Origin of the sequence: Streptomyces sp. NPDC051677 (assembly GCF_044453465.1) — a bacterium.
Lineage (GTDB): Bacteria > Actinomycetota > Actinomycetes > Streptomycetales > Streptomycetaceae > Streptomyces.
The window spans coordinates 32,237-51,681 of record NZ_JBITCT010000006.1 but is presented as its reverse complement, the minus strand read 5'-3'; the positions used below and the strand labels follow the sequence as shown (position 1 = coordinate 51,681).

The following is a 19,445-nucleotide window of genomic DNA, read 5'->3' as shown; positions in this document are numbered from 1 at the left end:
CTGCCGCGACTGCCCCGTACCGAAAGAAGCCCTTCATGTCTCTCACCCGTGAACTTTTCATCGGCGGCAAGGACGTGCCCGCCGTCTCCGGCCGCACCGCCGATGACATCGCCCCCTACACCGGTGAGGTCTACGCGACCGTCGCCGCGGCCGGGCCGGAGGACGTGACCCGGGCCGTGGACGCCGCCGACGCGGCGTTCCCCGCATGGGCCGCGCTCGCGCCCTTCGCCCGTCGCGCGATCTTCCTCAAGGCGGCGGATCTGCTGGACGCCCGTGCCGAGCAGGTGGCCGAGATCATGGCCCACGAGGCCGGCGGCACCCGCCCCTGGGCGTTCTTCAACGTGGCGCTGGCGGCGAACATCCTGCGGGAGGCCGCCGCCGCGATCACCGCTCCGCGCGGTGAGGTGCTCAGCGCGCAGGAGGAAGGCGCGCTGGGCCTGGCCGTGCGGGAACCGTTGGGCGTGGTCGCGGCGTTCGCGCCGTGGAACGCTCCGGTCATCCTCGGCGTCCGGGCCGTGGCGGCGCCGCTCGCCGCCGGCAACACGGTCGTCGTCAAGCCCAGCGAGGACGCGCCGATCGCCTGCGGACTGCTCGTCGCGGACGTACTGCGCGAGGCGGGACTGCCCGACGGTGTGCTCAACGTGGTCACCAACGCCCGCGAGGACGCGGCGGAGATCGCCGAGGTGCTGATCGCCGATCCCCGGGTGCGTGCCGTGAACTTCACGGGCTCCACCGGGGTCGGCCGGATCATCGGCACGCACGCGGCGAAGCACCTCAAGCCGGCCGTGCTGGAACTGGGCGGCAAGAACGCGGTGATCGTCCTGGACGACGCGGACGTGGACTACGCCGTCGACGCCGTCACCTTCAGCGTGTTCATGAACTCCGGGCAGATCTGCATGTCCGGCGACCGGATCCTCGTACACGAGTCGCTGGCCGAGGAGTTCACCCGGAAGTTCACCGCGAAGGTCGCCTCCCTCCAGGCCGGGGACCCCGCCCATCCGCACACCGTGGTGGGCCCGCTGGTCACCGCCTCCGCCGCACAGCGCGTCGCCGCTCTGGTGGAGGACGCGGTCGCCAAGGGCGCCACCGTGCTGACGGGCGGCGGACGACCGGAGGGCGCGGTGCACACGGCGACCGTGCTCACCGGCGTTCCCAAGGAGGCGGACCTGTACCACGCGGAGGCCTTCGGGCCGGTCTGCGTCGTCGAGACGTTCGGCGACGACGACACCGCCGTGGCCGTCACCAACGACACCGACCATGGTCTGACCTGCGGAATCATCACCGAGAACGCCACCCACGGGCTGAGCGTCGCCCGTCGGGTCCGCACGGGCATCGTGCACATCAACGACCAGTCCGTGGCCGACGAGCCCCACGCGCCCTTCGGCGGCGTGAAGGCCTCCGGCTACGGCCGGTTCGGTGGACGGTGGGGCATCGAGGCGTTCTCCAACACCCGCTGGGTGACGATCGCGACCCAGCAGGCCCGCTACCCCTTCTGATCGGCGCCCTGACGGACACCATGCGACTCGTTCGGCGCCTGTCCCCGGATCTCCTTGCGGAAGTCGATGGGGGAACGGCCCGTGCGTTGCATGAAGTACTTGCTGAACTGGGAGGCCGTGACGAAGCCGAGGCGGTCCGAGATCTGGGCGGCGGTCTCGTCGCCGTGCGCCAGCAGACGCTTCGCCTCCAGCACGACCCGGCGGTCGATGAACTCCTTCGCGCTGAGCCCGGCGCCCGACAGGGTCGCCCGGGCGAGGGTGCGGCCCGCATAGCCGAGCATGCGGGCGTAGTCCTCCACCCGTCGGGTGGCGGTGAAGTGCTGTTCGACCGCGTCACGGAACCGCAGGTAGGTCTCGTCCGGCTCCGGCGCGGGGCTGCCGACCGGGACGGTGAGATGGGCCAGCCGCAGCAGGAGGACGGCGAGGAGGTGGCGCAGGGCCGCGATGTGCACATCGAGTGGCAGGTGACCGAGCGCCTGGAACTCGCGGCGCAGGTGTTCCGCGGCCATGGTCACCGCCTCGGCCTCGGCGGCGACGGGGGTGCACACGACCGGTGCGTGCGGGTCGTCGACCCGGGCGGCCGTCGCCGTGGCCGGGTCCAGCACGTCCTGCTGGAAGAGGATCAGCGTGCCCTCGGCCTGGGTGAGGTCTCCCCACTGGTGCACCTGTCCCGGGCGCACCCACAGCCAGGAGCCCGGCCGCAGGGCGTGGCCCTCGAAATCGACGACGTGCCAGAGGTCGCCGGCGGTGAGAGTGAGCAGGTGATGGAAGTCGGGGCGCTGAGGCCGCACGAGGGTGCGCTCGGAGACGCGTCGCCGTAGCTCGGCCAGCGACATCACCTCCACACCGGCGGGAGTGCCCGCGGGAGCGGCAAACGCGACCTCGGGGATCTCACGCGGGGATCCGTGTCGGCTTTTGGCCATCATCAGTCGGAAGTTTATCCGGCTTTCCCTGCGCGCTCTTCGTACGTTGGTCGTACCGCTGCGGAAAACGGACGAGTACACGCACCAGATGTCCGTGGCACTGGAAGGAACCTGCGCGTCGTGAGCACCATGAACAACGTCCCCGTCTCGACCGCACCGGCGCGCGAGACCATCCGCGCCTGGCTGGACACGGCCGACCGGGTCCTGATCGCGGCCGGCGCGGGTCTGAGCGCGGCCGCCGGCTACGACTACGGCGACACCGAACGCTTCCGCGAACTGCTGCCGGCGCTGTACCGGCTCGGCCTGCGCTCGCGCTACCTGCTCGGCGTGCCCCTGCCGAAGGACATGATGTGGGGCTACTGGGCCGTCCACATCGACGACATCCGCTACGGCGCCGAACCCAACCCCCTGTACCGCACGCTGAGGCAGCTGGTCGGCGCCCGCGACCACTGGGTGATGACGTCCAACGTCGACGCCCTCTTCGCCCGCAACGGCTTCGAGGCGGACCGGGTCTTCACTCCGCAGGGCGACTACGGCCGCCTCCAGTGCACGGTCCCGTGCACCCGGGACACCTGGTCCAGCAGGCCGCACCTCGACACGCTCCTCGCCGCGTACGACCGTGACACCGGCCGGGTGACAGACCCGGCGGCCCTGCCGCGCTGCCCCCGCTGCGGCGCCGACGTCTTCCCCAACATCCGTGTCGGCCCTGAGTTCGTCGACGACTCCTATCTGCCCGCGGGGCAGCGGCTGGCTCGATGGCTCGACGGCGCGCCCACGGACAGCACCTTGCTCGTGCTGGAAATCGGCGCCGGATTCAATACCCCCGGCGTGATCCGCCGGCCCATGGAGAGCCTGGTGCGCCAGACCCCTCGGGCCCGCCTCGTCCGGATCAATCCCGACCATCCCGACGTCCCGTCGGACCTCGGGACACGAGCTCTGTCCGTTCCCCACGGAGCGGACCTGCTCCTCGACGGGCTCGCTCCCTGACGTCCGGCGCGGCGCGCCCCTGTCCCACAGGAAGAGAAGTCACGACATGTCCCAGGCATCCGAGGCACCCGTCCCCACGATCGCCGTCACCGGCTCCACCGGCCGACTGGGCGGGCGCGTCGCCCGGCGACTGGCCGGGCGGGGCGTCCCGCAGAAACTCCTGGCCCGCAACCCGGAACGGGCTCCACGGCTCCCCGGAGCGACGGCGGTGCGAAGCGCCTACGCCGACCAGGGCGCCGTGCGGGACGCCCTCGTCGGCACCCGCACCGTCTTCATGGTCTCCGCCTCCGAGAGCGCCGACCGGCTCGCCCAGCACAAGGCGTTCGTGGACGCCGCCGCGGAGGCGGGCGTCCGGCACGTGGTGTACGTGTCCTTCTACGGCGCGGCGCCCGACGCCACCTTCACCCTGGCGCGTGACCACTTCCACACCGAGCAGCACATCCGCGCGAGCGGCCTCGCGTACACCTTCCTCCGGGACAACTTCTACGCGGAGTTCGTACCCGACCTCGTCGGCGAGGACGGCGTCATCCGCGGACCGGCCGGGCACGGACGCGCCGCGTTCGTCGGCCAGGACGACATCGCCGACGCCGCCGCGTCGGTGCTGTCCCGGCCCGATGACCACGCGGGCCTCGCCTACGACCTGACCGGGCCCGAGTCCCTCACCCTGCTGGACGCCTGGGTGTCCACCTACACGGCCATCGCGTCCGGCGAACTCGACGGAGTCAGCGACGCCGTGCCCCGCCTCACCGACCACCCCGCCACGCCCCTCGCCGACGTCGTCCGCGCGACAGGGAGCTGACCCGCACCGCCGTCGGCACCGTCTGGCCGGACGACGTCCTCGCCCGGCTCGACAAACAAAGCGTGTCGCTTTTTGAACATCTTCAGTCGCCATTCCTGCGGATCGATCGCGCTTCGTCGACATAGTTTGAACACATCGCCGCCGGACCATCGGTCCGTCCCCGGCCGGGCCCTCAAGCAAGGAAGACAGTCATGAGCAACGCGAAGAACACCGTCCTTCAGGCCGCCACCGAGCTGTTCGGCGACAAGGACCCCTCCGCCGTGGACCGCTGGGCGGCAGCGGGCTACAAGCAGCACAGCGCGCTCGCCGCCGACGGGCCCGAGGCCCTGCGCGGGCTCGTCGCCGGCTTGGGCGAGGACTTCCGCTACGAAGGCGCCCGAGTCATCGCCGACGGCGACCTGGTCGCCCTGCACGGCACCTACCACGGCTTCGGTCCGGACCCGCTCGTCGGGTTCGACATCTTCCGGGTCGACGCCGACGGCAAGCTGGCCGAGCACTGGGACGCCCTGACCCCCGAGGTCAAGGACACCCTCTCGGGCCGCTCCCAGACCGACGGCCCCGCCGCGGTCACGGAGACCGACAAGACCGACGCCAACCGTGCCCTGGTGGCCGAGTTCGCCGAGAAGGTCCTCGTCGGCGCCGACTACTCGGTGCTCACCGACTACATCTCCACCGAGACCTACCACCAGCACAACACCGACGCCGCCGACGGCCTCGACGGCTTCGGGGCGGCCGCGGCCAAGTGGGCCGAGCAGGGCAAGAACCTCGTCTACAAGAAGGTGCACAGGGTCATCGCCGACGGCGAGTTCGTCCTGACGCAGTCCGAGGGCGAGTTCGGCGTGCCCGTCGCCTACTACGACCTCTTCCGGGTCGCGGACGGCAAGATCGTCGAGCACTGGGACGTCATCGCCCCCATCCCGGCCGAACTGCCCCACGGCAACGGCCTGTTCTGACCTGAGCGACCTCACCTACGCAGGAAAGACGTACAGAAGAGATGTGATCCACCCGCCGGTCGCCCGGCCCCGCGCGCGCCGACGTGCGGATGCCGGGCCATCGGCGCCCCTCGTTCACCCGCCCCGCCCGGAGCCTTTGATGATGCCGATCCGCGTCGAGTCCGATGCCGCCGCCGGGACGGAGACACAGCTCTCCGCACTGCCCCTGGCCGCCTACCGCACGGCCGTCGTCCTCGACGAGCCCTTCCGCCCCACGGCGGCCCCGGCCACACCGGCTCGGCTGGACGCCCATGTGCGCTCGGCACTGCAGCTGCTCAGCGCCGACCCGGCCGTGTCCCGGCTCGGGCTGCGGGCCGACTCACTGGGGCGCCTCCCCGACGCCGACACGGCCCGTCGGGCGCTGCGCGCCCTGCTGACCGTACGTGATCCCGGTCCGCTGCCGGAGGGAGCGGACCGGGAACTGGACGCGCTCCTCGGCGCGGAGCGGCGCCTACGGCCCGCCGTCTCGGCACGTGAACTGCCCACGATCGCAGAGGAGTTCCACGGCACGACCTTCCGGGCCCCGGCCGAGGCCGTGCTGTGGCGGGGAGACATCACCACGCTCGCCGCCGACGCCGTGGTCAACGCCGCCAACAGCCGACTGCTCGGCTGCTTCCGCCCTCTGCACCCCTGTATCGACAACGCCCTGCACAATGCCGCCGGACCTCGCCTGCGCGACGACTGCCACACGATCATCACGGCGCAAGGAGCCCCCGAACCCACCGGCACGGCCAAGATCACCCGGGGCTACCACCTGCCGGCCCGGTACGTCCTGCACACCGTCGGCCCCGTCGTCCAGGGCCGTCCGCACGCGCAGGACGCGCAGGCGCTCGCCTCCGTCTACCGGGCCTGCCTGGACCTCGCCGCCGAGGTGGAGACCATCCGCACGCTCGCCTTCTGCGCCGTCAGCACCGGAGTCTTCGGCTACCCCAAGGAGGAGGCCGCACCGGTCGCGCTGCACACCGTCGCCGACTGGATCGCAGCGCATCCCGGACGGTTCGACCGCGTGGTGTTCACCGTGTTCGAAGAAGACGACGAACGCGCCTACCGGCACGCCCTCGGCGCATGCGAGACCAATCCTCTCCACAGCGAATTCAAGCCGTGACCTTGATCTTCTTCATGGCGAGGTGGGATGCGATCCGCTGGACGCCGGGCAAACCCATGAGCTTGCGGGTCAGGAAGTCTTCGTAAGCAGCGTGGTCGGCGACGGCTACCTGGACGAAGTAGTCGGGGCGGCCGAACATCCTGTAGAAGTTCGCAACCTCGTCGTACCCGGCCACGGTGGCCTCGAAGGCTTCCACCGTCTTCCGGTCGGTGGCAGACACCTCGATCTCCACCAGGACTTGCAGGCCGCGTCCGAGGGCGACGGGGTCGATGACCGCCCGGTAGCCGACGATGACGCCGACCTCCTCAAGACGCTTGACTCGGCGCAGACAAGGCGCCGGGGTCAGGCCGACTCGTTTGGACAGCTCGAGGTTGGTCAACCGTCCGTCCTGTTGGAGTTGAGAGATAATTTCTCGATCGATGGCGTCTAGGTTTGATTCATTGCTCACAGCGGTATCCTAGCGCCATGATTGGCAATCAAAGTTCCCCATTTTTTGCCTATCATTTCTTGCATGCAAGCTTTGCCCGTCGCTGAGCACTCAGCGCTCCCCCATTCCGCTCCGCCCCCCGCCGCCCCCTCCGACTTCCGGTCCGCCCTCACGGACTCCGGTTCCGTGGGACTCGGTCTGGTTCCCTTGGGGCTTGCATTCGGTGTGTTCGTGACTCAATCCGGTCTCGACTGGTGGTGGGCCAGCGCGTTCACCAGCCTGATCTACGCCGGGTCCTTCGAATTTCTGCTCGTCGGCCTGCTCGGTGTGCTGGCGCCCTTGACGACGATCGTCCTGACCGCCTCGCTGGTGAACGTCCGGCACGTCTTCTACGCACTGTCGTTCCCGCTGAACCGCGTGCAGGGCGGCCTCCCCAAGGCCTACAGCACCTTCGCGCTCACCGACGAGGCCTACGCCCTCACCACCAGGGAACAGGCACGCTCCTGGTCCGGACGCCGCATCCTCTGGCTCCAGGGCCTCCTGCACCTCTACTGGGTGGGCGGAGCCACCGTCGGCGCCCTGCTGGGTTCCCTCATACCCGGCAGCGTCAAAGGCCTCGACTTCGCCATGACCGCCCTGTTCGCCGTGCTCGCCGTCGACGCGGTGCGCGAGCGGCGCGGTGACCTGCCCACGCCCGTGCTGGCCCTGCTCAGCGCGTTGGCGGCGCGGCTCGTCTTCCCCGGTCAGATGCTGCTGGGGGCGTTCGCCCTGTTCACCGTCGTGCTGTTGGCGCGTCACATGACGTCGCGCAGGGGGACTTCCCATGCCTGATTCGCTCTACATCCTCACCGCGGTCACCCTCTCCGCCGCCGCCACATGGGCGCTGCGCGCTCTCCCCTTCACACTCCTGGCACCGCTGCGCGCCAGCGGGACTGTCCAGTACCTGAGCACACGCATGCCGGCGGGAGTGATGGTGATCCTGCTGGTCTACTGCCTGCGCGACGTCTCGATGAGCGTGTCCGGCGCCGTGGCCCCGCTGGCGGCGCTCTCCGCCACGGTTGGCCTTCATCTGTGGCGCCGCAGCGCGCTGCTCAGCATCCTGGCCGGCACAGCCGTCTACGTCGTCCTCACCAGCACCGTCTTCGCAGGCTGAGGAACGGACACCTGGCGCAGTGGAGCGCGGCGGGGCTGCCCGGCGAGAACCGTGGCGGCCCCGCCGCGCGATTGTCAGTCCACACGCCGCAGGCCGCCCGCCCGCAGGTCGGCGATCGTGGGGTAGCCGTCGATCGCCATGAGCAGGTCGGCCTCGGCGAGGACCGATCGCAGGAAGTGGACGACGCCGTCCTCCCCGCCGACCGCGAGGGCGTACGCGTAGGGCCGGCCGATGCCGACGGCCGTCGCGCCCAGGGCGAGCGCCTTGACGACGTCCGTGCCACTGCGTACCCCGGAGTCGAACAGCACGGGTACGCCGTCTGCCGCCTCGACCAGCTCGGGCAGCACGTCCAGCGCCGGGATGCCTCCGTTGGCCTGGCGACCGCCGTGGTTCGAGCAGTAGATGCCGTCGACGCCGAGGTCGATGGCCTTGCGGGCGTCGTCGGGGTGACTGATGCCCTTGACGACCACTGGCAGGCTCGTCGCTTCGCGGATCCAGGAGAGATCGTCCCAGGTCAAGGAACGGGCGAAGCCTCGCGCCCACTCCGCGGCCGCCGCTGTCAGGTCCTCCTCGGGGCTCTTCGGGAGCTTCTTGAGGAAGTGGTCGTCGGTGAAGTAGTTGGCCAGGCAGTAGCCCCGCAGCTGCGGGAAGTTGGCCCGGTTCAAGTCCCTCGGCCGCCAGCCGGTGATCCAGGTGTCCAGGGTGACCACGAGCGCCTTGTATCCGGCCCGTTCGGCGCGCTGGATAAAGCTGATCGCCAGGTCACGGTCCTTGGGCGTGTAGAGCTGGAAGAAACCGGGGGTGTCTCCCAGAGCCGGTCCGAGATCCTCGACCGGGTCCGTGGAGAGAGTGGACTGGATCACCGGCACGCCCGTCCGGGCGCCTGCGCGCGCCACGTGCAGGTCGCCGTGGAAGTCCTGGGCGCAGATGCCGATGACGCCGATGGGCGAGGTGAAGACAGGCGTCGGCAGGCGCATGCCGAACAGTTCGATCGACAGGTCGCGCTGGTAGCTGCCGTTGAACATCCTCGGCATGAGGCCCCACTTGCGGAACGCCTCGACGTTGGCTCGCTGGGTGTGCTCGTCCCCGCATCCGCCGGCCACGTAGGACAGAATCCACTCCGGCAGCACCTCGGCCGCCTTGCGCTCCAGCGAGGCGAAGTCGACGGGGTAGCGGGGCAGCACGCCCTGCACGCCCGCGTGATAGATCTCCAGCTGGAAGTCGCCGTACTGCTCGCTCACGTCTCGTCTCCTGTCTGCCGGTCGTGGGTTCAGGCCTGCGCGGAAGGGAAGTTGGGGGCCCGCTTCTCCCGCAAGGCGGTGTAGCCCTCGACGACGTCCGGGCCGAGGAAGGTGAGCATCTCGTAGGCGGCGGACTGGTCGAAGGTGGGCCCGAAGGTGCGCAGCCAGTTGTTCAGCGCTCGCTTCGTCAGGCGGATCGCCGGCTGTGATCCGGTCGCCAGGCCGTCGGCGATCCTGAGCGCCTCGTCGAGGACCTGGTCGCGGGGCAGGGCCTTGGCGACCATGCCGATGCGTTCGGCTTCCGCGCCGGTGAGCATCTCGCCGGTGAGCAGGTAGTAACGCGCCTTGGCCATGCCGGCCAGCAGCGGCCAGATGATCGCGGCGTGGTCTCCGGCGGCGACGCCGAGCTTGACGTGTCCGTCCCCTATCCGCGCGTCCTCGGCCGCAATGGCCACGTCCGCCAGGAGCGCGGCGACTGTTCCGGCGCCGACGGCGACTCCGTTGATCGCGGAGACGATCGGCTTCTCACAGTTGATGATGTTGTAGACGAGGTCGCTCATCTCCTTGAGCATGTGCGAGACCCGGTCGTAGTCGCCGGCCATGCGTTCGACCATCGCCAGGTCTCCGCCGGCGGAGAATGCCTTGCCCGCTCCGGTGATCACGGCGACCCGCGTCTCGGGGTCGGCGGAGACGTCGTTCCAGACCTGGGTGAGCTCTGTGTGCATCTCCTCGTCGGCCGCGTTGTACTTCTCGGGACGGTCGAGCGTGATCAGCAGAACGCCGTTGTCACGTCGCGAGAACGTCAGCTGCTTGTAGCCGTCGAAGGCCATCGTCGCCCCTTCGCTGGATCCGAGCGGCCGCCCGCACGTAGGCAGCCGGTTTACCGCTTCCCAGCCAACCACATCTACGGCTACCCGACTAGTATTACGAGCTATCGACTCATCGGTTGAAAAAACGAGCAGCCGGTCTGTACCGTCCACGGGGAACCGCACCGACGCGAAGGAGGAGGGTGGCGCGTTGACCGAAGTGATGCGTGACCGCGTTCGATGGAGCGTGGAAGACAAGGTGGCGCGGCTGACGCTGGCCCGGCCGGAGGCGGGGAACGCGCTCGACATGGCGATGGCAGCCGCCCTCCAGGACGCAGCCGACCGCGTGGTCAAGGGCGCCGCTGACGGCACCGTCCGGGTCGCCGTGCTGGAGGCCGAGGGCCCGACCTTCTGTGTGGGCGGTGACCTGCGGGAGTTCGCCGGTGCGGAGGACCGCGGGCAGAAGGTGAAAGAGGTCGCCGACGCACTGCACCGCGCGATCCTCGCGCTCCGCGCCTGCCGGGTCCCTGTGGTGAGTGTCGTGCACGGGACAGCTGCCGGCGGCGGCATCGGCATGGCTCTGGCGGCCGACATCGTGCTGGCGGCATCCGAGGCGAAGCTGCGGCTGGCCTACACCGCGGGCGGCCTCACCCCCGACTGCGGCGCGACCTGGGTCCTCACCCAACGGCTCGGCCCCGCACGTGCCTTGGACCTCGCGCTGACCAACCGGGTCGTGACGGGCGCGGAGGCCGCGGCATGGGGGCTGGTCAGCCGGGCGGTCCCGGCCGCCGAGCTGCCCGCGGAGTCGGCGCGGGTCGCCGAGGCGCTGCGGTCGGGTCCCGCGGGCGCCTTCGCCGAGGCCAAGCGGCTGGTCGGCGCGGCCCAGGGCCGCTCACTGGCCGAGCAGCTGCGCGATGAACGCGACACGATCGGTCGACAGATCGGCACCCCGGAGGCCTACGAGGGCATCGCCGCCTTCTTCGAGAAGCGGACACCGGAGTTCGACTGATGCGACCGCCCTACGGCCCGGTCTCGGGCGCCTCTGCCGTGGCTCCCGAGACCGGGCCGTAGTGGTTTTGTGGCCGGGTCGTCAGAGGCCCAGGTCGCGGCCGATGATCTCTTTCATGATCTCGGTGGTGCCGCCGTAGATGGTCTGCACCCGGGCGTCCGCGAAGGCCCGGCTGACCGGGTACTCGCGCATGTAGCCGTACCCGCCGTGCAGTTGGAGGCACCGGTCGGCGACCCGGACCTGCAGTTCCGACGCCCACCACTTGGCCTTGGCTGCCTGCACGGCGGTGAGCTCTCCCCGGACGAGCAGGGAGACGCAGTGGTCGATGAAGACGCGGGCGATGTCGACCTCGGTCCGCAGCTCGGCCAGCAGGAAACGATTGTGCTGGAACGATCCCACCGGCTTGCCGAAAGCACGCCGCTGGGCCGCGTACTCAACAGTTCGGGCGAGGACTCCTTCTGCGGCGGCGACGGCGCTGACGGCCAGCGACAGCCGCTCCTGAGGCAGGTACCGCATCAGCTGGTAGAAGCCCTCGTCCTCCTCCCCGATCCGGTTTTCCACCGGCACCCGGACGTCCGTGAAGTGCAGTTCGCTCGTGTCCTGGCCGTGCAGACCCAGCTTCTCCAGATTGCGGCCGCGCTCGAAGCCGGGCATGCCGCGCTCGACGACGAGCAGCGTCAGGCCCTTGTGCGGGTCCTCCGACGTGCGTACGGCCACCAGCACGAGGTCTGCGTTCTGCCCGTTGGAGATGAACGTCTTCGAGCCGTTGACCAAGTAGCCGCCGCGGTCGGTCACAGCGCGGGTGCGGATGCCTGAGAGGTCGCTGCCGGTGCCCGGCTCGCTCATGGCGATCGCTCCGATGAGATCGCCCGAGGTCAGACCGGGCAGCCAGCGCTCCTTTTGCCCGTCGACGGTCGACTGCAGCATGTACGGCCCGAGGATGTCGTTCTGCAAGGCGATGCCCAGGCCCACCGAGGCGTAACCGGACCGTGCGAACTCCTCGTCCACGACGGCATTGAACCGCCAGTCCTCCACCCCCGCTCCCCCATGGGTCTCGGGGGTGCCGAACATCAGCAGCCCCGCCTTGCCCGCTGCTCGGTACAGGGAACGGTCGACGATGCCCTGGCGCTCCCAAGCGTCGTCGTACGGCGCCACTTCGGTCTCGATGAAGGACCGGACGCTGTCGCGGAAGAGCTCGTGGTCCTGGTCGTAGACCGTGCGGAGGGGGGTGGGCATGGGCGTCTCCCGGTGAGGTGGGGGCAGGAAGGGCGGACAGGCGGGCGGAGGTCAGTGCGGTCCGCGAGGCGAGGTGAAGGCGGCCGGCCGGCGTTCGAGGAAGGCGTTGACTCCCTCGGTCGACTCTTCTCCGGCCAGTGCCAGCGCGGCCAGCGCCGTCTCGACGCCCAGGCCGGTGTCGAGCGGTGCGTCCTGGCCCGCCGCGACGGCACGGACGATCCCGCGCACGGCCCGCGGTCCTTGGCCGGCGATGCGGGCCGCGATCCCGGTCGCCGTCTTGAGCAGCGTCTCCGGCTCCACGGGCGGGACCGGGGTCAGGCCGAGGTCGTACGCACGGCGCGCGTCGAGGCGGGAACCGGTGAGCATGAGATAGGTCGCCACCCGCGCCCCAACGGCCCGCGGAAGTCGCTGGGTGCCGCCGTACCCGGGGATCAGTCCGAGTCCGGACTCCGGCAGTCCCAGCGACGCGGTCGTCGACAGCACGGGGAACGTGGCGGCCAGGACGAGTTCGAAGCCTCCGCCCAGCGCGATGCCGTTGACGGCGGCGATCACCGGCACGCGCGTCTGCTCGATGGACCGCAGCACATGCTGGCCGTGTTCCATCGCCCGGTGGGCGGCGTCCGGGCCGATGCCGGAGAGTTCCTTGAGGTCGGCGCCGGCACTGAACGCCTTGTCGCCGGTGCCGGTGACGACGACCGCGCGGACGGTGTCGTCGTCTGCCGCTTGCGAGACGGCCGTCTGAAGTCCGGCCAGGACTTCCGTGTCGAGTGCGTTGAACGCGTGCGGACGGTTGATCCGGACGGTGAGGACACCGTCCGCGCGCTCTGTCAGTACGGCATCACTCACGATGCGTCCGTTTCTGTCGGTCGGTCAGGGCTTGAGGCCCAGCAGGTCCTTGGCCATCTCGCGCATCTCGACCTTGCGGATCTTGCCGGTGACCGTCATCGGGTATTCCTCGATCACATGCACGAAGCGCGGGATCTTGAAGTGGGCCAGCTTGCCCGTGCAGAAATCCTTGAGGGCGGCGGCGTCGAGCGTCGGCGCGCCGTCCCGCAGCTTGATCCAGGCCATGAGTTCCTCGCCGTACGTGGCGTCCGGTACCCCGATGACCTGCGCGTCGAGGATGTCCGGGTGGCTGTGGAGGAACTCCTCGATCTCGCGAGGGTAGATGTTCTCGCCGCCACGGATCACCATGTCCTTCATCCGGCCGGTGATGGCGACGTATCCGTCCTCGTCCATGACGCCGATGTCGCCCGAGTGCATCCAACGGTCCGGGTCCACGGACGCGGCGGTCTGCTCCGGCGCTTGCCAGTAGCCCTTCATCACGGAGTATCCGCGGGTGCAGAACTCGCCGGGTTCGCCTCGTGGGACGATCGCTCCGGTGACCGGGTGCACCAGCTTGACCTCGAGATGCGGCAGTACCCGGCCGACCGTCGTCACCCGTTTGTCGAAGCTGTCCTGGCGGCGGGTCAGCATGGAGATGGGGGCCGTCTCGGTCATGCCGTAGCAGACGGCGATCTCGGTGATGCCCATGCGCTCGATGACCTGTTTCATGACCTCGACGGGGCAGGGAGCGCCGCCCATCGCGCCGGTCCGCAGATGCGACAGGTCGTAGTGTGCAAAGTCGGGTACCGCAAGCTGGGCGATGAACATGGTCGGCACGCCCAGGAGCGATGTGCACTTCTCGGTGTCGATGGCCTGGAGCGTCGCGACGGGTTCGAACGAGCGGGCGGGGATGACGATGGCTGCCCCGTGCGTGGTGCAGGCCAGGTTGCCGATCACCATGCCGAAGCAGTGGTAGAAGGGCACGGGGACACAGACCCGGTCCTGCTCTGTGTACCCCAGCAGTTCCCCGATGAAGTAGCCGTTGTTGAGGATCGCGTGGTGGCTGAGCGTGGCGCCCTTGGGGAAGCCGGTGGTCCCGGACGTGTACTGGATGTTGATGGCGTCGTCGAACGACAGGGCGTCCTGTGCGGAGGTCAGAGGTGACGGGTTGGCGGCGAGTGCCGCCCGGCCCTCGGCTGTCAGCTCCTCCCAGGCGGGGCTGTCGAGGTATACGACGTCCTTGACGGTGGGCGTGCTCGGCCGTACCTCGTCGATCATCGCCGTGTAGTCGGAGGTCTTGAACCGTTGCGCCGAGACGAGCAGCCCGACGCCGGCGTGGTCGAGGACGTACTGGAGTTCGTGTGCACGGTAGGCGGGGTTGACCGGGACGAGGATCGCGCCGATCTTGGCTGTCGCGTACTGCAGCATGAACCATTCAGGACTGCTCGGGGCCCAGATGCCGACCCGGTCGCCCTTGGCTACGCCTCGGCGCAGCAGTGCGAGGGCCAGGGCCGAGACGTCCTGGTGGAGCTCCCCGTATGTCCAGCGGCGGCCGGAGGGGAGGTCCACCAGCGCGTCCTGGTCGGGAAAGCTGCGGCAGGTGCGATCGAAGTTCTCCCCGATCGTCTCGCCCAGCAGCGGTGTTCTGGAGGTTCCGGATGCGTAGCTCGGTGTCGAGGCAGTCATGGCTCGGTCCTTTCAAGCGTGGAACTGCGCTGTTCTCACGTCTCGTGTCCGTGGGACCTCGCTCAGCCGGCCATCGTCAGGCCGCCGCTGACGCTGAGGACCTGGCCCGTGATGAACGCGGCCCGGTCGGAGGCGAAGAACAGCACGGCGTCGGCGATTTCCTCGGGGGCGGCGAGGCGGCGGAAGGGGATGGTCTTCACCAGGCCGGTCCGGATCCTCTCCGGAAGGGTGTCGAACAGCGGGGTGTCGGTCGGTCCGGGGCAGACGCAGTTGACGTTGATCCGGTGCCGCGCCATCTCACGGGCCAGGGACTTCGTGAAGGCGATGATGCCGCCCTTGGTGCCGGAGTAGACCGTCTCCCCCATGCTTCCGACGCGGCCGGCGTCGCTCGCGATGTTGACGATCTTGACGGTCCTGTCCTCGGCCAGGATCGGCTCCAGGAAGGCGTGGGTCAGCCGGACGGGACCGAGGAAGTTGACGGCGACCAGCGAGGTCCACAGCTGGTCGTCGTTGTCCATGAACGGCTCGACGCGGTCGAACCCAGCGGCGTTCACGATGACGTCGGGCAGGCCGTGGGCCGCCATGACCTCCTCGCGCAGCGCGAGGATGGCGGCGTGATCGGAGAGGTCGGCCTCGTGCGCGGTCGACCGGCCGCCGATGCCCGCGGCCGTCTCCTTGGCGCCCTGCTGGTTGACGTCCACGACGGCGACGGTCGCCCCGGCGTGCGCCAGGCACACTGCGATCGCCCGTCCGATGCCGGACGCACCGCCGGTGACGAGGGCAACCTTGTTCTCCAGATTCATGTTCTGCTCTCTGTGTCGGGAGGCGGCCGCGAGAGGCGGATCGCCTTGTTCGGTGAAAGCGGGCCACGTCGTCTCGGGTGGAGTCGACGGCTTCCCTGGCGTTAGAGGGCGTGGGCCGCCCAAGTCCCCTGGTCGATCGCGGAGACGGCGTCGAGTTCGGCCGCCGTGTGGGCGCCGCCGATGAGGACCGGTTCGACACCGAGTGCGCACAAGTCGTCGTACAGGCTGCGTTCGCTCTCCTGCCCGGCACAGACGATGACGGTGTCGACGTCGAACACGTGCTGTTCGCCGTCGAGGGTGTAGTGCAGGCCCGCGTCGTCCAGCCGGTCGTAGCGGGCACCGGCGATCTCGCTCACCCCGGCGTGCTGCAGCCGCGTCTTGAGGATCCAACCGGTGGACTTGCCCAGGGAGCGTCCGAAGCGTCCGGGGCGCCGCTGGAACATCGTGATCTCGTGGGCCGGCGGCTCGCCGAGCGGGCGTCGCCGCCCGCTGCTCAGGCTGCCGCCGGATGCCTGCTCGCCGGTGTCCACGCTCCACTCCCGCAGGAACGCGTCCGCCTCCAGCGACTCGCGGTGATCCCCGAGCACGTACTCGGCGACGTCGAACCCGATACCGCCGGCCCCGATGATCGCGACCCGACGGCCCGGTGTCACGGCCCCGGTCAGTACATCGACGTACGACACGACCTTGGGGTGGTCCACGCCCGGGAAGTCGGGCACGCGCGGAACCACTCCGGTGGCGACGGCGACGGATTCGAAGTCGCCCGAGGCGAGTTCCTCCGCGGTGACCTTCTTGCCCAGCCGCATCTCGACGCCGAGCCGGTTCAGACGGACGGAGAAGTACCGCAGCATCTGGGCGAACTCCGACTTGCCGGGTACGGCCTTGGCCATGTTGATCTGGCCGCCGATCTCTCCGGCGGCGTCGAACAGGGTCACGCGGTGACCGCGCTCGGCGGCATTCAGCGCGAAGGAGAGGCCGGCCGGCCCCGCGCCGACCACAGCCACGCGTCGGCGGACCGCGGGCAGGGGAAGCAGGAAGTCAACTTCGCGGCCGGCACGCGGATTGACCATGCAGGAGGCGGTCCGGTCGGTGAAGATGCGGTCGAGGCACGCCTGGTTGCAGGCGATGCACGTGCAGATCTCGTCGGCGCGGCCGGTGCGTACCTTCGCGGCGAAGTCCGGGTCGGCCAGCAGCGGGCGGGCCATGGAGACGAGGTCGGCGGTTCCCTCCGCGAGCAGGGACTCGGCCGTGTCCGGATCGTTGATCCGGTTCGAGGCGATCACCGGGACGGAGACCGCGTCCTTGACCCGCTTGACCGCGAAGGTCCAGGCGGCTCGGGGCACGCCGGCGGCGATGGTGGGCACGGCGGACTCGTGCCAGCCGATGCCGGTGTTGATCACGTCCGCGCCTGCGGCCTCGACCCGGCGGGCCAGTTCCACGATCTCGTGGGGAGTGAGCCCGTCTTCGACGAGGTCGACCGCGGAGATCCGGTAGATCAGCAGGAAGTCGGCTCCCAGCCGTTCCCGGACGGCACGGACGATCTCGACCGGGAGCCGGAAACGGCCGTCGAGATCACCGCCGAACTCGTCGGTGCGATCGTTGGTCCGGCATGCAGTGAACTCGTTGATCAGGTAGCCCTCGGAGCCCATGATCTCGACACCGTCGTATCCGGCCTCCCGCGCCAGCTCGGCGGTGCGGACGAAGTCACCGACCAGGTCCCATACCTCACTGGTGGTCAGCACCCGTGGCGGGAACTTGTTGATCCGTGCGCGCTCCGCGGAGGGGCCGACGCACTCAGGCACCTTGGCGTAGCGGCCGGCGTGAAGTATCTGCAGCACGATCGCGGCTCCGGCCTCGTGGACGGCTCGGCAGATCTCGCGGTGCCCCTGTTCCTCGAGCGCCTCGGTGCTGTCGAGAACGCTGCTCTCCGGATCCATCCGGCCCTCGGGGCGCGGGGCGAACCCTCCGGTCAGGATGAGTCCGATCTCGCCCTGCGCGCGGGCCCGGTAGAACTCGACCAGCCGCTCCGTCGGGCGGTCCAGCGTCTCCAATCGCGTGTGCATGGCACCCATCACCATGCGGTTGCGCAGGGTGACGGGCCCCAGTTCCAGGGGCGCGAGCAGGTTCTCGTACGTCATGGCGTCTCCTCGCCGATACTCGTGGAGGGGGCGTCCGGCGCGGGCTTGTGGTCCACGGCGAGTTCTCGCACCCGGAATTTCTGGATCTTGCCGGTGGCGGTGCGCGGCAGCTCGGGCACGACCGTGAGGAACTCCGGCCAGAAGTGCTTGGCCATGCCCTGTTCTTCGAGGAAGCCGGTGAGGTCGCCCAGGTTCGGCGGGGCCGCGGGGTCGGTTGGCACCACGACGGCAGTCGCCCGCTCCCCCAGCCGTTCGTCGGGAACCCCGACCAAGGCGACGTCGCGCACTCCGGGGTGGCGGACCAGTTCGGCTTCCACCTCGACCACCGGTATGTTCTCTCCGCCCCGTACGACGATGTCCTTCGCCCGGCCGGCGATGCGGATGTATCCCGCGTCGTCCATCCGTGCCAGATCGCCGGTGTCGAACCAGCCCTGGGCGTCGAAGGCGGCCTCGAAGAGGTCGGGGCGGCCGTGGTAGCCGACCAGGAGCGACGCGCCGCGCACGCCCAGGCGGCCCACGCTTCCCTTCGGTACCTCCGCGCCGTCGGGGCCGAGGACGGCGAGTTCGTTCCAGGCCATCGCGGCGCCGTCGGTCTCGGCCGCACGCAGTGGGTCGTCGGAGCTGAGGGTCGAGGTGACGGCGCCGACCTCGGTCATCCCCCAGACGCTGAACAGCGTGGCGTTCAGGATGTCCTGGACCTGGTGCACCAGGGAGGGCGGGATCGGGGCGCCGGCGCAGCTGATGCGCCGCAGGGTCATGGCCGCCGCCTCGGGCTCTGCCGCGTCGCAGAGATCCTTGATGAAGGGTGTCGCCGCCATCGTCCAGGTGACAGCGTGGCGACGGACGAGACCGAGTGCGACGCGCGGGTCCCACAGATCCTGGAGGACGACGGTCATGCCGTAGGAGACCGGCATGGTGATCCCGTAGTAGAAGCCCACGGTGTGTGCCAGCGGCGAAAAGGCCAGCACCACGTCGTCGGAGGTCAGGCCCACCGCTTCGACCGAAGGTCGCATACCGGCGTAGACCGTGTTCCACGTGTGTACGACGCCCTTCGGCTCGCCGGTCGTGCCGGATGTGAACTGCACTTGGGCGACCGTGTCCGGCTCGGGGCCGGGTCCGGCGAGGGTCTCGCGGTGTCGGCCCCGCCAGTCAGCGTGCACGAAGTGCCTGTCGAAGTCGCGGACGCCGGTGGGGAGACCCACTCCGTCGGCATCGATCGCGAGCACGTGTTCCAGCGTGTCCAGTCCGGCGGAGACCTCTGCGGCCATCGCCGCGTGGTCGAACCCCCGGAACGACCTGGGAACGATCAGCACGCGCGATCGGAGCCGGTCGCAGATGAAGCTCACCTCGCGACGTCGCAGGATGGGCAGGATCGCGTTGGTGACGGCTCCGATCCGGCCGCAGGCCAGGTGCAGCGCGACGAACTGCCACCAGTTCGGCAGTTGCATGGAGACCACCTCGCCGCGGCGGACGCCGAGCTCCAGGAGCGCGCCGGCGAAGCGGTCCACCCATTCGGCCAGCTCGGCGTAGGTGAGGGTGTCCGGCTCGCGGTCGTGGTGGTGCGAGATCACTGCTGTCTTGAGCGGCTGCGCGGTCGCGTGGTCCAGCAGGTCGTCCACGACCGTGCGGTCACGCCACCAGCCGAGGGCTTTGTACTTCTGGGCCTGTGCGGGGTCGACCGCCCCTCGGATCACTCTGTTGAAGCTCATGACACTCGGCCGTTCTCGGTTCGTCCGGTGCCGACGCTGAGCAGCTGTGCCATCGCCGGTCTCCTTCATCGGGTCAGGCGGGGGCCGCCGCGGGGGCGGCCGGCCGCCAC

At 69.7% G+C, this 19,445-nt stretch carries 18 protein-coding genes; 8 read left to right on the top strand and 10 right to left on the bottom strand.

Annotation, left to right across the window (positions count from 1 at the left end):
* Positions 1–35: 35 nt before the first annotated feature.
* Positions 36–1,496: an aldehyde dehydrogenase family protein gene (locus tag ACIBAF_RS08810; RefSeq protein WP_399462442.1), complete on the top strand. Its 1,461-nt coding sequence runs from the start codon at positions 36–38 to the stop codon at positions 1,494–1,496.
* Here the strand turns inward: ACIBAF_RS08810 and ACIBAF_RS08805 are convergent.
* Positions 1,484–2,422, bottom strand: a complete 939-nt coding sequence (locus tag ACIBAF_RS08805) for a helix-turn-helix domain-containing protein (RefSeq protein ID WP_399462441.1) — start codon at positions 2,420–2,422, stop codon at positions 1,484–1,486. The two genes, ACIBAF_RS08810 and ACIBAF_RS08805, sit on opposite strands and share 13 nt — an antisense overlap.
* Positions 2,423–2,548: 126 nt before the next feature.
* Between ACIBAF_RS08805 and ACIBAF_RS08800 the strand changes: the two genes are divergently transcribed.
* From ACIBAF_RS08800 to ACIBAF_RS08785, 4 genes are all read left to right on the top strand, one after another.
* Positions 2,549–3,406, top strand: a complete 858-nt coding sequence (locus ACIBAF_RS08800) for an NAD-dependent protein deacetylase of SIR2 family (RefSeq protein ID WP_399462648.1) — start codon at positions 2,549–2,551, stop codon at positions 3,404–3,406.
* A gap of 46 nt (positions 3,407–3,452) precedes the next feature.
* Positions 3,453–4,205, top strand: a complete 753-nt coding sequence (locus tag ACIBAF_RS08795; RefSeq protein WP_399462440.1) for an NAD(P)H-binding protein — start codon at positions 3,453–3,455, stop codon at positions 4,203–4,205.
* A gap of 191 nt (positions 4,206–4,396) precedes the next feature.
* A complete protein-coding gene (locus tag ACIBAF_RS08790; RefSeq protein WP_399462439.1) occupies positions 4,397–5,158 on the top strand; it encodes a nuclear transport factor 2 family protein in 762 nt (253 codons plus the stop codon).
* 139 nt (positions 5,159–5,297) lie between these two features.
* Positions 5,298–6,302 (top strand): protein-ADP-ribose hydrolase, encoded by a 1,005-nt coding sequence (locus ACIBAF_RS08785; RefSeq protein WP_399462438.1) that lies wholly within the window; start codon positions 5,298–5,300, stop codon positions 6,300–6,302.
* Here the strand turns inward: ACIBAF_RS08785 and ACIBAF_RS08780 are convergent.
* Positions 6,292–6,750, bottom strand: coding sequence for an Lrp/AsnC family transcriptional regulator (locus ACIBAF_RS08780; protein WP_399462437.1), 459 nt, complete (start codon positions 6,748–6,750; stop codon positions 6,292–6,294). The genes ACIBAF_RS08785 and ACIBAF_RS08780 overlap by 11 nt on opposite strands.
* A gap of 165 nt (positions 6,751–6,915) precedes the next feature.
* Here ACIBAF_RS08780 and ACIBAF_RS08775 point away from each other — a divergent pair, with 165 nt between their 5' ends.
* Entirely contained in the window at positions 6,916–7,560 is a 645-nt protein-coding gene (locus ACIBAF_RS08775) for an AzlC family ABC transporter permease (RefSeq protein ID WP_399462647.1), read from the top strand.
* Positions 7,553–7,882 carry a branched-chain amino acid transporter permease gene (locus tag ACIBAF_RS08770; RefSeq protein WP_399462436.1) on the top strand — a complete coding sequence of 110 codons (330 nt, stop codon included), beginning with the start codon at positions 7,553–7,555 and terminating at the stop codon, positions 7,880–7,882. The genes ACIBAF_RS08775 and ACIBAF_RS08770 overlap by 8 nt, the downstream gene beginning before the upstream one ends.
* A gap of 74 nt (positions 7,883–7,956) precedes the next feature.
* Here the strand turns inward: ACIBAF_RS08770 and ACIBAF_RS08765 are convergent, their stop codons facing one another.
* Together ACIBAF_RS08765 and ACIBAF_RS08760 are read right to left on the bottom strand one after the other, a co-directional pair.
* Positions 7,957–9,123 carry an alpha-hydroxy-acid oxidizing protein gene (locus ACIBAF_RS08765; protein ID WP_399462435.1) on the bottom strand — a complete coding sequence of 389 codons (1,167 nt, stop codon included), beginning with the start codon at positions 9,121–9,123 and terminating at the stop codon, positions 7,957–7,959.
* A 29-nt stretch (positions 9,124–9,152) separates the two neighbouring features.
* A complete protein-coding gene (locus ACIBAF_RS08760) occupies positions 9,153–9,953 on the bottom strand; it encodes an enoyl-CoA hydratase/isomerase family protein (RefSeq protein WP_399462434.1) in 801 nt (266 codons plus the stop codon).
* A 196-nt stretch (positions 9,954–10,149) separates the two neighbouring features.
* On the opposite strand from ACIBAF_RS08760, the gene ACIBAF_RS08755 reads away from it, so the two are divergent.
* Entirely contained in the window at positions 10,150–10,938 is a 789-nt protein-coding gene (locus ACIBAF_RS08755) for an enoyl-CoA hydratase/isomerase family protein (RefSeq protein WP_399462646.1), read from the top strand.
* A gap of 81 nt (positions 10,939–11,019) precedes the next feature.
* On the opposite strand, the gene ACIBAF_RS08750 is transcribed toward ACIBAF_RS08755, so the two are convergent.
* The 6 genes from ACIBAF_RS08750 to ACIBAF_RS08725 form a co-directional block, all read right to left on the bottom strand.
* The gene (locus tag ACIBAF_RS08750) at positions 11,020–12,174 is read right to left on the bottom strand and encodes an acyl-CoA dehydrogenase family protein (RefSeq protein WP_399462433.1); all 1,155 of its coding nucleotides are present in this window, start codon (positions 12,172–12,174) and stop codon (positions 11,020–11,022) included.
* A 51-nt stretch (positions 12,175–12,225) separates the two neighbouring features.
* Positions 12,226–13,020 (bottom strand): enoyl-CoA hydratase/isomerase family protein, encoded by a 795-nt coding sequence (locus tag ACIBAF_RS08745; RefSeq protein WP_399462432.1) that lies wholly within the window; start codon positions 13,018–13,020, stop codon positions 12,226–12,228.
* Positions 13,021–13,044: 24 nt separating this feature from the next.
* On the bottom strand, positions 13,045–14,685 hold the full coding sequence (locus ACIBAF_RS08740; RefSeq protein ID WP_399462431.1) for an AMP-binding protein: 1,641 nt from the start codon (positions 14,683–14,685) through the stop codon (positions 13,045–13,047).
* A gap of 62 nt (positions 14,686–14,747) precedes the next feature.
* Complete coding sequence (locus ACIBAF_RS08735; RefSeq protein ID WP_399462430.1) at positions 14,748–15,488, bottom strand: SDR family NAD(P)-dependent oxidoreductase; 741 nt, start codon at positions 15,486–15,488, stop codon at positions 14,748–14,750.
* Between the two features lie 101 nt (positions 15,489–15,589).
* On the bottom strand, positions 15,590–17,626 hold the full coding sequence (locus ACIBAF_RS08730) for an FAD-dependent oxidoreductase (protein WP_399462429.1): 2,037 nt from the start codon (positions 17,624–17,626) through the stop codon (positions 15,590–15,592).
* Positions 17,623–19,335 carry an AMP-binding protein gene (locus tag ACIBAF_RS08725; protein WP_399462428.1) on the bottom strand — a complete coding sequence of 571 codons (1,713 nt, stop codon included), beginning with the start codon at positions 19,333–19,335 and terminating at the stop codon, positions 17,623–17,625. Before ACIBAF_RS08725 ends, ACIBAF_RS08730 begins: the two co-directional genes overlap by 4 nt.
* Between the last annotated feature and the right edge of the window lie 110 nt (positions 19,336–19,445).

Excerpts from the sequence above, each read along its gene's own strand:
- ACIBAF_RS08810 (WP_399462442.1), top strand. The coding sequence starts at position 36 with ATGTCTCTCACCCGTGAACTTTTCATCGGCGGCAAGGACGTGCCCGCC.
- ACIBAF_RS08805 (WP_399462441.1), bottom strand. The coding sequence starts at position 2,422 with ATGATGGCCAAAAGCCGACACGGATCCCCGCGTGAGATCCCCGAGGTC.
- ACIBAF_RS08800 (WP_399462648.1), top strand. The coding sequence starts at position 2,549 with ATGAACAACGTCCCCGTCTCGACCGCACCGGCGCGCGAGACCATCCGC.
- ACIBAF_RS08795 (WP_399462440.1), top strand. The coding sequence starts at position 3,453 with ATGTCCCAGGCATCCGAGGCACCCGTCCCCACGATCGCCGTCACCGGC.
- ACIBAF_RS08790 (WP_399462439.1), top strand. The coding sequence starts at position 4,397 with ATGAGCAACGCGAAGAACACCGTCCTTCAGGCCGCCACCGAGCTGTTC.
- ACIBAF_RS08785 (WP_399462438.1), top strand. The coding sequence starts at position 5,298 with ATGATGCCGATCCGCGTCGAGTCCGATGCCGCCGCCGGGACGGAGACA.
- ACIBAF_RS08770 (WP_399462436.1), top strand. The coding sequence starts at position 7,553 with ATGCCTGATTCGCTCTACATCCTCACCGCGGTCACCCTCTCCGCCGCC.
- ACIBAF_RS08760 (WP_399462434.1), bottom strand. The coding sequence starts at position 9,953 with ATGGCCTTCGACGGCTACAAGCAGCTGACGTTCTCGCGACGTGACAAC.
- ACIBAF_RS08750 (WP_399462433.1), bottom strand. The coding sequence starts at position 12,174 with ATGCCCACCCCCCTCCGCACGGTCTACGACCAGGACCACGAGCTCTTC.
- ACIBAF_RS08740 (WP_399462431.1), bottom strand. The coding sequence starts at position 14,685 with ATGACTGCCTCGACACCGAGCTACGCATCCGGAACCTCCAGAACACCG.
- ACIBAF_RS08735 (WP_399462430.1), bottom strand. The coding sequence starts at position 15,488 with ATGAATCTGGAGAACAAGGTTGCCCTCGTCACCGGCGGTGCGTCCGGC.
- ACIBAF_RS08730 (WP_399462429.1), bottom strand. The coding sequence starts at position 17,626 with ATGACGTACGAGAACCTGCTCGCGCCCCTGGAACTGGGGCCCGTCACC.
- ACIBAF_RS08725 (WP_399462428.1), bottom strand. The coding sequence starts at position 19,335 with ATGAGCTTCAACAGAGTGATCCGAGGGGCGGTCGACCCCGCACAGGCC.